Here is a 6,496-nt window from a genome sequence, read left to right on the forward strand (position 1 = left end):
GGTTCAGCCCTCGCCGGCCAGGGCGAACAGCCCGTCGGGGGTCTGTTCGATGAGGCCGTCGACGAGCAGGGAGTCCAACGCGCGGTCGCGCTGGCCGGGATCGCGAGTCCAGGCCAGATCCAAGCGGATTCGCTCGACCGGACCGGTTGCGTCCCGCAACACATCGAGCAGCCGACCGCGCGCCTGACGATCGGTGCCCTCGTACTTCTGCGTCTTGCGCACCACATCGGAGACCGGCCTGCCCGCGGAAACCCACGCACATTCCGGCAGCGGGCAGCGCGAGCAGTCGGGTGTGCGGGCCGTGCACACCGTCGCGCCGAGTTCCATCAGCGCGGCGGAAAATATCGCGGCATGGTCGATTCGGCGCGGCAGTAGCGCTTCGGTCTCAGGCAGATCGCGCGACGAGGGGTTCCCGGCCGCCGCCCGCCCGTGCACCGCCCGCGCGACTACTCGGCGAACATTGGTGTCCACCACCGGCACTCGCTGTCCGTAGGCGAAACAGGCCACCGCCCGTGCGGTATACGCGCCGATACCTGGCAGGCTGAGCAGCACATCGACATCGGTGGGCACCTCGTCACCGTGTTCCTCGGCGAGCACCTTGGCGCATTCGTGCAGCCGCAACGCCCGCCGGGGATAGCCGAGCTTGCCCCACGCGCGCAACACCTCGGCCTGCGATGAGGCCGCCATGGCGGAGGGGACCGGCCAGCGCGCGACCCACTCGCGCCAGATCGGTTCGACCCGTACCACCGGGGTCTGCTGCAGCATGATTTCGCTCATCAGGATCTGCCAGGCGGTGACATTCTTGCGCCGCCACGGCAGATCCCGCGCGGTCGCCCGGTACCAGTCCAGCAACAACTCGGCATCCATCCGGTTGGTACCCGTCGTGATCTTGGGTTTTCCGCCTGCACGCCGTTGCGCTGCGCCGCCCTCCGACACTGCCCTCACCGTTCCTATTGTCCTGCGGCCGGTCTATATTTGCCGAGCCGTAACGAAACCGACTCGCTGGTAACCACTGCGATGTGCACAATGGTCGGTATGCCGGATTCCAACCCGATCAGTGCCTGGAAATCCCTTCGCGAGGGCAATGCACGCTTCGTGAACGGCAACCTGCTGCATCCTAGTCAGGGCGCAGCCGACCGGGCCAAGCTCGTCAGTGGCCAGCACCCACACGCGATCCTGTTCGGCTGCGGTGATTCCCGCGTTGCCGCCGAGCTGATTTTCGACCAGGGCCTCGGCGATATGTTCGTCGTGCGCACCGCGGGCCATGTCGTGGACAGCTCAGTGCTCGGCTCGATCGAGTACGGCGTACAGGTCTTGAATGTGCCGCTGATCGTGGTGCTCGGGCACGACAGCTGCGGTGCGGTGAAGGCCACCCTCGACGCGCTCGACGGCGGCGAGGTGCCCGGCGGTTTCATCCGCAGTGTGGTCGAGCGGGTCACGCCGTCGATTCTGATCGGCCGCAGGGAGGGACTGTCCACCGTCGACGAGATGGAGGCCAGGCATGTGGTGGAGACCAGCCGACTGCTCATGCAGCGCTCGATGATCATTTCGCAGCGCGTCGCGACGGGTGAGTGCGCGATTGCCTGCGTCACATACAAACTGGCCGAGGGCGAGGTCAAGCTGCAGCGGGTCGTCGGCAATATCGGTGAGCTGGTCTGATACCGCTGATCTGAGACGGCCGCCGGCGGGAGCGGAATTTACCTGCCGTGCGCGCGTTTTCCGATCCGACACGCCGGGGTCCTGAGTCGCTGCACCGGATCGTGCCCTTACCGTTGACTCCGTGCTGGAACCGAATGGACCGCTGCCTCCGGAGATCTACTGGCGACGCCGCGCGCTCGCCGTAGGCGTCCTGGTCGTGGCGCTCGTACTGGTGATCTGGTTGGTGTTGACGGTCACGCGCGGCGGCGATTCGCCCGGTACAACGAAGGCGGCCGCGACGAGTTCGGCGTTGGCGACGAATAAGCCAGCGGGCGCGTCGGCCTCGACGCCGCCACCGGCCACCGGCGAATCCAGTGCGAAGCCCTCCGGTACTACCGCCGCGGCCGCGAGCGGAAGTCAGGTCGCCGCGGGCACCTGCCCGGATCAGTCGCTGGCGGTGAAGGTGACCGTCGAGCAGCCGACCTATAAGACCGGCGAGAATCCGGTATTCGGCATCGTGATCACCAATATCTCGTCCACTGCCTGCTCGCGAGATGTCGGCTCCGGATTGCAGCAGGTCTCGGTGACCACCCTCGACGGTCAGCGCCGCCTGTGGTCGAGCACCGACTGCTACCCGGATGGCGCCCCCGATGTCCGCACCCTGAACCGCGGCGAACAGGCGGCCTTCATGGTCACCTGGTCCGGCTCGACGTCCCAACCCAACTGCGTGGGCGACCGCGTCCAGGTCCCACCCGGCGCGTACGCCGTTGTCGCCCAACTGGGCTCACTACGCAGCGCCGCCGAACCCTTCAACATCGCATAACCAGTGGTCATCGCGCATAGCCTGGGGGTAGTGCGAGATAGCCATTGGCTGTCGTGATCAGTTGGTTGTGCGGCAGCGGGTCAGAAGTCGGGGGCTGTTTCGGTGGGTGCGGCGCGCTGTTTGCGGAGACCGGCGAGGCGGATGGCCGATTTGACGTCGGCCACCTCGTGGATCTTCATGCCGCTCTTGGTGCGTGCCAAACCGGGGGGCACCAGGGCGGTGGTGAAGCCGAGGCGTTCGGCCTCGGCGAGTCTGCGCTCCAGGCCGGTGACCCGGCGCACCTCGCCCGCCAACCCGACCTCGCCGAGGATGACCCAGCCGACCGGCAGCGCCTGATCACGCTCGGCACTCGCAATGGCAAGTGCAACAGCGAGATCCGCGGCCGGTTCCAACAGACGCATGCCGCCGACGGTCGCGGCGTAGACGTCGTGCTTGCCGAGAAAAACCCGACCGCGGCTCTGTAGTACGGCGAGCACCATCGCGACCCGGTTGTAGTCCAGTCCACTCACCGCGCGCCGCGGATTCGGGATCTCGGTGTGCACGGTCAGCCCCTGCACCTCGGCGACCAGCGGCCGCTTACCGTCCATCGCCACCGTGACCGCCGTACCCGATACCGAATCGGTGCGGTGGTGCAGGAACAGTCCGGACGGATCAGTGACGCAGGAGATCCCGTCGTCGTGTAATTCGAAGCAGCCCACCTCATCGGAGCTGCCGAAGCGGTTCTTGATGCCGCGCACCATGCGCAGTGTGGAGTTCTTGTCGCCCTCGAATTGCAGCACCACATCAACCAGATGCTCGAGCGTGCGCGGGCCGGCGACATTGCCGTCCTTTGTGACATGTCCGACCAGCAGCACCGCGATTCCGCTCGCCTTGGCCAGTGACGTGAGCGCCGCCGCCACCGCGCGCACCTGGGTGACGCCGCCGATGGTGCCGTCCACCTCCGGGACGAGCATGGTCTGCACCGAGTCGACCACCAGCAGTGTCGGGCGCACCTGTTCGATATGGCCGAGCACGATCGACAGATCCGATTCCGCTGCGAGATAGACCCTTTCGTGCACCGCATTGGTCCGGTCGGCGCGCAGCCGAACCTGTCCGGCGGATTCCTCGGCGGTGACATACAGCGACTTCTCGTCGCGCTGGGTGGCCCACCGATGGGCGACCTCCAACAGCAGCGTCGACTTGCCGACGCCGGGCTCACCGGAGAGCAGTACGACCGATCCGGGCACGATGCCTCCGCCGAGCACCCGGTCGAGTTCCTCGACACCGGTCGGCCTGGCCTTGGTGACCTTCGAATCGATATGCGAGATGGGTGCGGCGGCGGTGCTCGGCAGCATGGCCTTGCGGCCGACCGGTGATGCCGCGGTGGCCGCCGATCCGGCTACCTCGTCGACGGTGCCCCATGCGCCGCAGTCCGGGCATTTGCCCACCCACTTGGCGACCTCGTACCGGCATTCGGAGCATCGGAAGATCGACTTGGTCTTGGCCACACGCGCACCTTACGTACCGCCCCCGACAATCGGGATACGAAAACGGCTGCCGCGCGAATGCGCGACAGCCGTACCTCGACCAGGGGCAGTGGATCAGTGTCCGCCCTTGTGCTCGCCCTCGGTCGCGGCGGCCTGGCCTTCGTGCCGTTCGGTCCCCGCACCGGCGTCGACCGGCACCTGCACGGTGACGGTGCCGTTCTGCTTGAAGTTGAACGTCACCGCGTAGGTGAGCCCGGGGGTGATGTCCTTGGTCAGGCCGGTGATCTCGATCAGGCCCGGCTTCTTCTCCGGATCGACAGGGGTCTTCTCGCTGGCCGAGCCGGGCGCGGCGCTAGTGGTCGGAGCGGCGGTGCTGCTGGGCGTCGCACCGTGCTCGTCGGACTTGGCGGCGGGGGAGGTCGCCGCGACGACCGTCTGCTGCGGGGCGATCTGGAAGGCCGAGGCACCCGCGGGCGGGGTGATCTTCACCGTGCCGAGGTCGGTGGTGATGCTGGTCAACTCGTCGGTGACGGTTTCGCCATTGTTGATGGCCGACAGCGCGATGATCGCCTTGCCGCCCTTGGCATTGGTGTAGTCGGTGCCAGCGGCCGGGAAGACGATGTGCACATTGCGCAACGAGATCCGGTCGATGTCGGCGTGATTGCCGTTGACCGCGGCGACCTGGGTCGCGGTCTGTGCGACCTGGCCCGCACCGCAGCCGGACAGCACGAGGGCCGCTCCGGCGGCGAGCGCGGCGACCGAAACCATGCGACGACGCGCCCCTGTCGAGGCGGTCACAGCTTTCAGGGCAGTCACGGGTTGTCCCTCCATGTCGACCGGGCTCACTCCGCTAGGGAGAGTAATAACTAGGCAGCGTAGTAGTAGCCTCCGCGGCGGGGGCGCGGGGGTTGTGTTGAATCTATGGTCCCCAGGGTTGGAAGGTTCGGACACCCCAATGCTCGGCATCCGTTGGGTAACGGTTTTGCGTGGCGGCAGCGTGGTTGCGGACACGCTGCTGGGCTCGCGGACCGTTCGGTGCGCTATTCGCGCCGGTCGATAACCTGTTCTGGCACAACGCAATGCACACCGCGCCGGTTCTGTCAACCCCCGCGGTTGGCTCGTTGTGGCCCTGACCTGCACAGTTGATCGCGCCGTTACCGAGTCGCATGTTAAACTGTGAACATCGAAAGGGGCACGGGACACATGATTTTTAAGGTCGGAGACACCGTCGTTTACCCCCACCACGGAGCGGCGCTGATCGAAGCAATCGAGACTCGCACCATCAAGGGTGTGCAGAAAGAGTATCTGGTCCTGAAGGTCGCCCAAGGTGACCTGACTGTGCGCGTTCCCGCAGAGAACGCCGAATACGTCGGCGTGCGTGACGTCGTCGGCCAGGAGGGTCTCGATCGAGTCTTCCAGGTGCTGCGTGCGCCACACACCGAAGAACCGACTAACTGGTCTCGCCGCTACAAGGCCAACCTGGAGAAGCTCGCCTCCGGCGATGTGAACAAGGTGGCCGAGGTCGTTCGCGACCTGTGGCGTCGGGAGCAGGACCGCGGTCTGTCTGCGGGTGAGAAGCGGATGCTGGCCAAGGCCCGTCAGATCCTCGTCGGTGAGCTCGCGCTCGCCGAGGGGACCGATGACGGCAAGGCCGAGACGCTCCTCGATGAGGTTCTCGCCGCGGCTTCCTGACCGTGAACGTTTCTAACAACGACGGATCCGTCGTTGCGTTGGTGCCTGCCGCCGGCCGTGGCGTTCGTCTGGGTGAATCGACACCCAAGGCGTTCGTCACGGTCGGCGGCACACCTATGGTCCGGCTGGCCGTCGACGGCCTGATCGCCTCCGGGGTGGTCGACCGGATCATCGTGATGGTCCCCACCGAACTCGTCGAGAGCGCCGTTGCCCTGCTGCCGCCCTCGGAGTCGGTGCGCGTGGTCATCGGTGGCGCCGAGCGCACCGATTCGGTGCGCTCCGGTATCGCCGCCGCCCCCGATGCCGCCCACTTCCTCGTGCACGACGCCGCCCGCGCATTGACCCCGCCCGAGCTGATCGCCCGGGTGGTCGCGGAACTGCGTGCCGGTGCCGAAGCTGTCGTGCCCGCATTGCCGGTGGTCGACACCATCAAATCCGTCGACGTGCGCGGCGAGGTCACCGGTACGCCCGACCGTGCCGGTCTGCGCGCCATTCAGACTCCGCAGGGTTTCGCCGCCGACTTGCTGCGCGCGGCCTATGCCGATGAGCGCCTGCAGGCCACCGACGACGCCGGTCTGGTCGAACTGCTCGGCACCCGGGTGCGCACGATTCCGGGCGACCCCATGGCTTTCAAGATCACCACTCGGCTCGATCTGGTGTTGGCGAATGCGGCGCTCGAGGGTGCGCGGACGGCAGGCCTGTCATGAGTGAGCGCAGCGAGCGAGCGTTCGACACAGCCGTGTGCATGGTCGTGCTGGAGCCGAGTGCTAGCGAGGCGCAGGCATGAGTGAGCGCAGCGAGCGAGCGTTCGACACAGCCGTGTGCATGGTCGTGCTGGAGCCGAGTGCTAGCGAGGCGCAGGCATGAGTGAGCGCAG

At 66.8% G+C, this 6,496-nt stretch carries 7 protein-coding genes; 4 read left to right on the forward strand and 3 right to left on the reverse strand.

Features of this window, described 5'->3' with window-relative positions:
* Window positions 1–3 precede the first annotated feature (3 nt).
* Window positions 4–867 (reverse strand): A/G-specific adenine glycosylase, encoded by an 864-nt coding sequence (locus ACIBJI_RS32010; protein WP_396958003.1) that lies wholly within the window; start codon window positions 865–867, stop codon window positions 4–6.
* Window positions 868–1,035: 168 nt separating this feature from the next.
* Between ACIBJI_RS32010 and ACIBJI_RS32015 the strand changes: the two genes are divergently transcribed.
* Both ACIBJI_RS32015 and ACIBJI_RS32020 read left to right on the forward strand, forming a co-directional pair.
* Window positions 1,036–1,659 carry a carbonic anhydrase gene (locus ACIBJI_RS32015; RefSeq protein WP_364357601.1) on the forward strand — a complete coding sequence of 208 codons (624 nt, stop codon included), beginning with the start codon at window positions 1,036–1,038 and terminating at the stop codon, window positions 1,657–1,659.
* A gap of 121 nt (window positions 1,660–1,780) precedes the next feature.
* A complete protein-coding gene (locus ACIBJI_RS32020) occupies window positions 1,781–2,461 on the forward strand; it encodes a hypothetical protein (protein WP_364357598.1) in 681 nt (226 codons plus the stop codon).
* Window positions 2,462–2,541: 80 nt separating this feature from the next.
* Here ACIBJI_RS32020 and radA read toward each other — a convergent pair whose 3' ends face one another.
* A complete protein-coding gene (gene radA / locus ACIBJI_RS32025) occupies window positions 2,542–3,948 on the reverse strand; it encodes a DNA repair protein RadA (RefSeq protein WP_364357595.1) in 1,407 nt (468 codons plus the stop codon).
* Window positions 3,949–4,041: 93 nt separating this feature from the next.
* Window positions 4,042–4,743 (reverse strand): hypothetical protein, encoded by a 702-nt coding sequence (locus tag ACIBJI_RS32030; RefSeq protein WP_396957706.1) that lies wholly within the window; start codon window positions 4,741–4,743, stop codon window positions 4,042–4,044.
* A gap of 387 nt (window positions 4,744–5,130) precedes the next feature.
* Here ACIBJI_RS32030 and carD point away from each other — a divergent pair, with 387 nt between their 5' ends.
* Complete coding sequence (gene carD / locus ACIBJI_RS32035; protein ID WP_040686206.1) at window positions 5,131–5,619, forward strand: RNA polymerase-binding transcription factor CarD; 489 nt, start codon at window positions 5,131–5,133, stop codon at window positions 5,617–5,619.
* Window positions 5,620–5,621: 2 nt separating this feature from the next.
* Entirely contained in the window at window positions 5,622–6,326 is a 705-nt protein-coding gene (gene ispD, locus ACIBJI_RS32040) for a 2-C-methyl-D-erythritol 4-phosphate cytidylyltransferase (protein ID WP_364357588.1), read from the forward strand.
* Window positions 6,327–6,496: the final 170 nt, after the last annotated feature.

The organism is Nocardia sp. NPDC050408 (assembly GCF_044458905.1).
Taxonomy (GTDB): domain Bacteria; phylum Actinomycetota; class Actinomycetes; order Mycobacteriales; family Mycobacteriaceae; genus Nocardia.

Excerpts from the sequence above, each read along its gene's own strand:
- ACIBJI_RS32010 (WP_396958003.1), bottom strand. The coding sequence starts at position 867 with ATGGATGCCGAGTTGTTGCTGGACTGGTACCGGGCGACCGCGCGGGAT.
- ACIBJI_RS32015 (WP_364357601.1), top strand. The coding sequence starts at position 1,036 with ATGCCGGATTCCAACCCGATCAGTGCCTGGAAATCCCTTCGCGAGGGC.
- carD (WP_040686206.1), top strand. The coding sequence starts at position 5,131 with ATGATTTTTAAGGTCGGAGACACCGTCGTTTACCCCCACCACGGAGCG.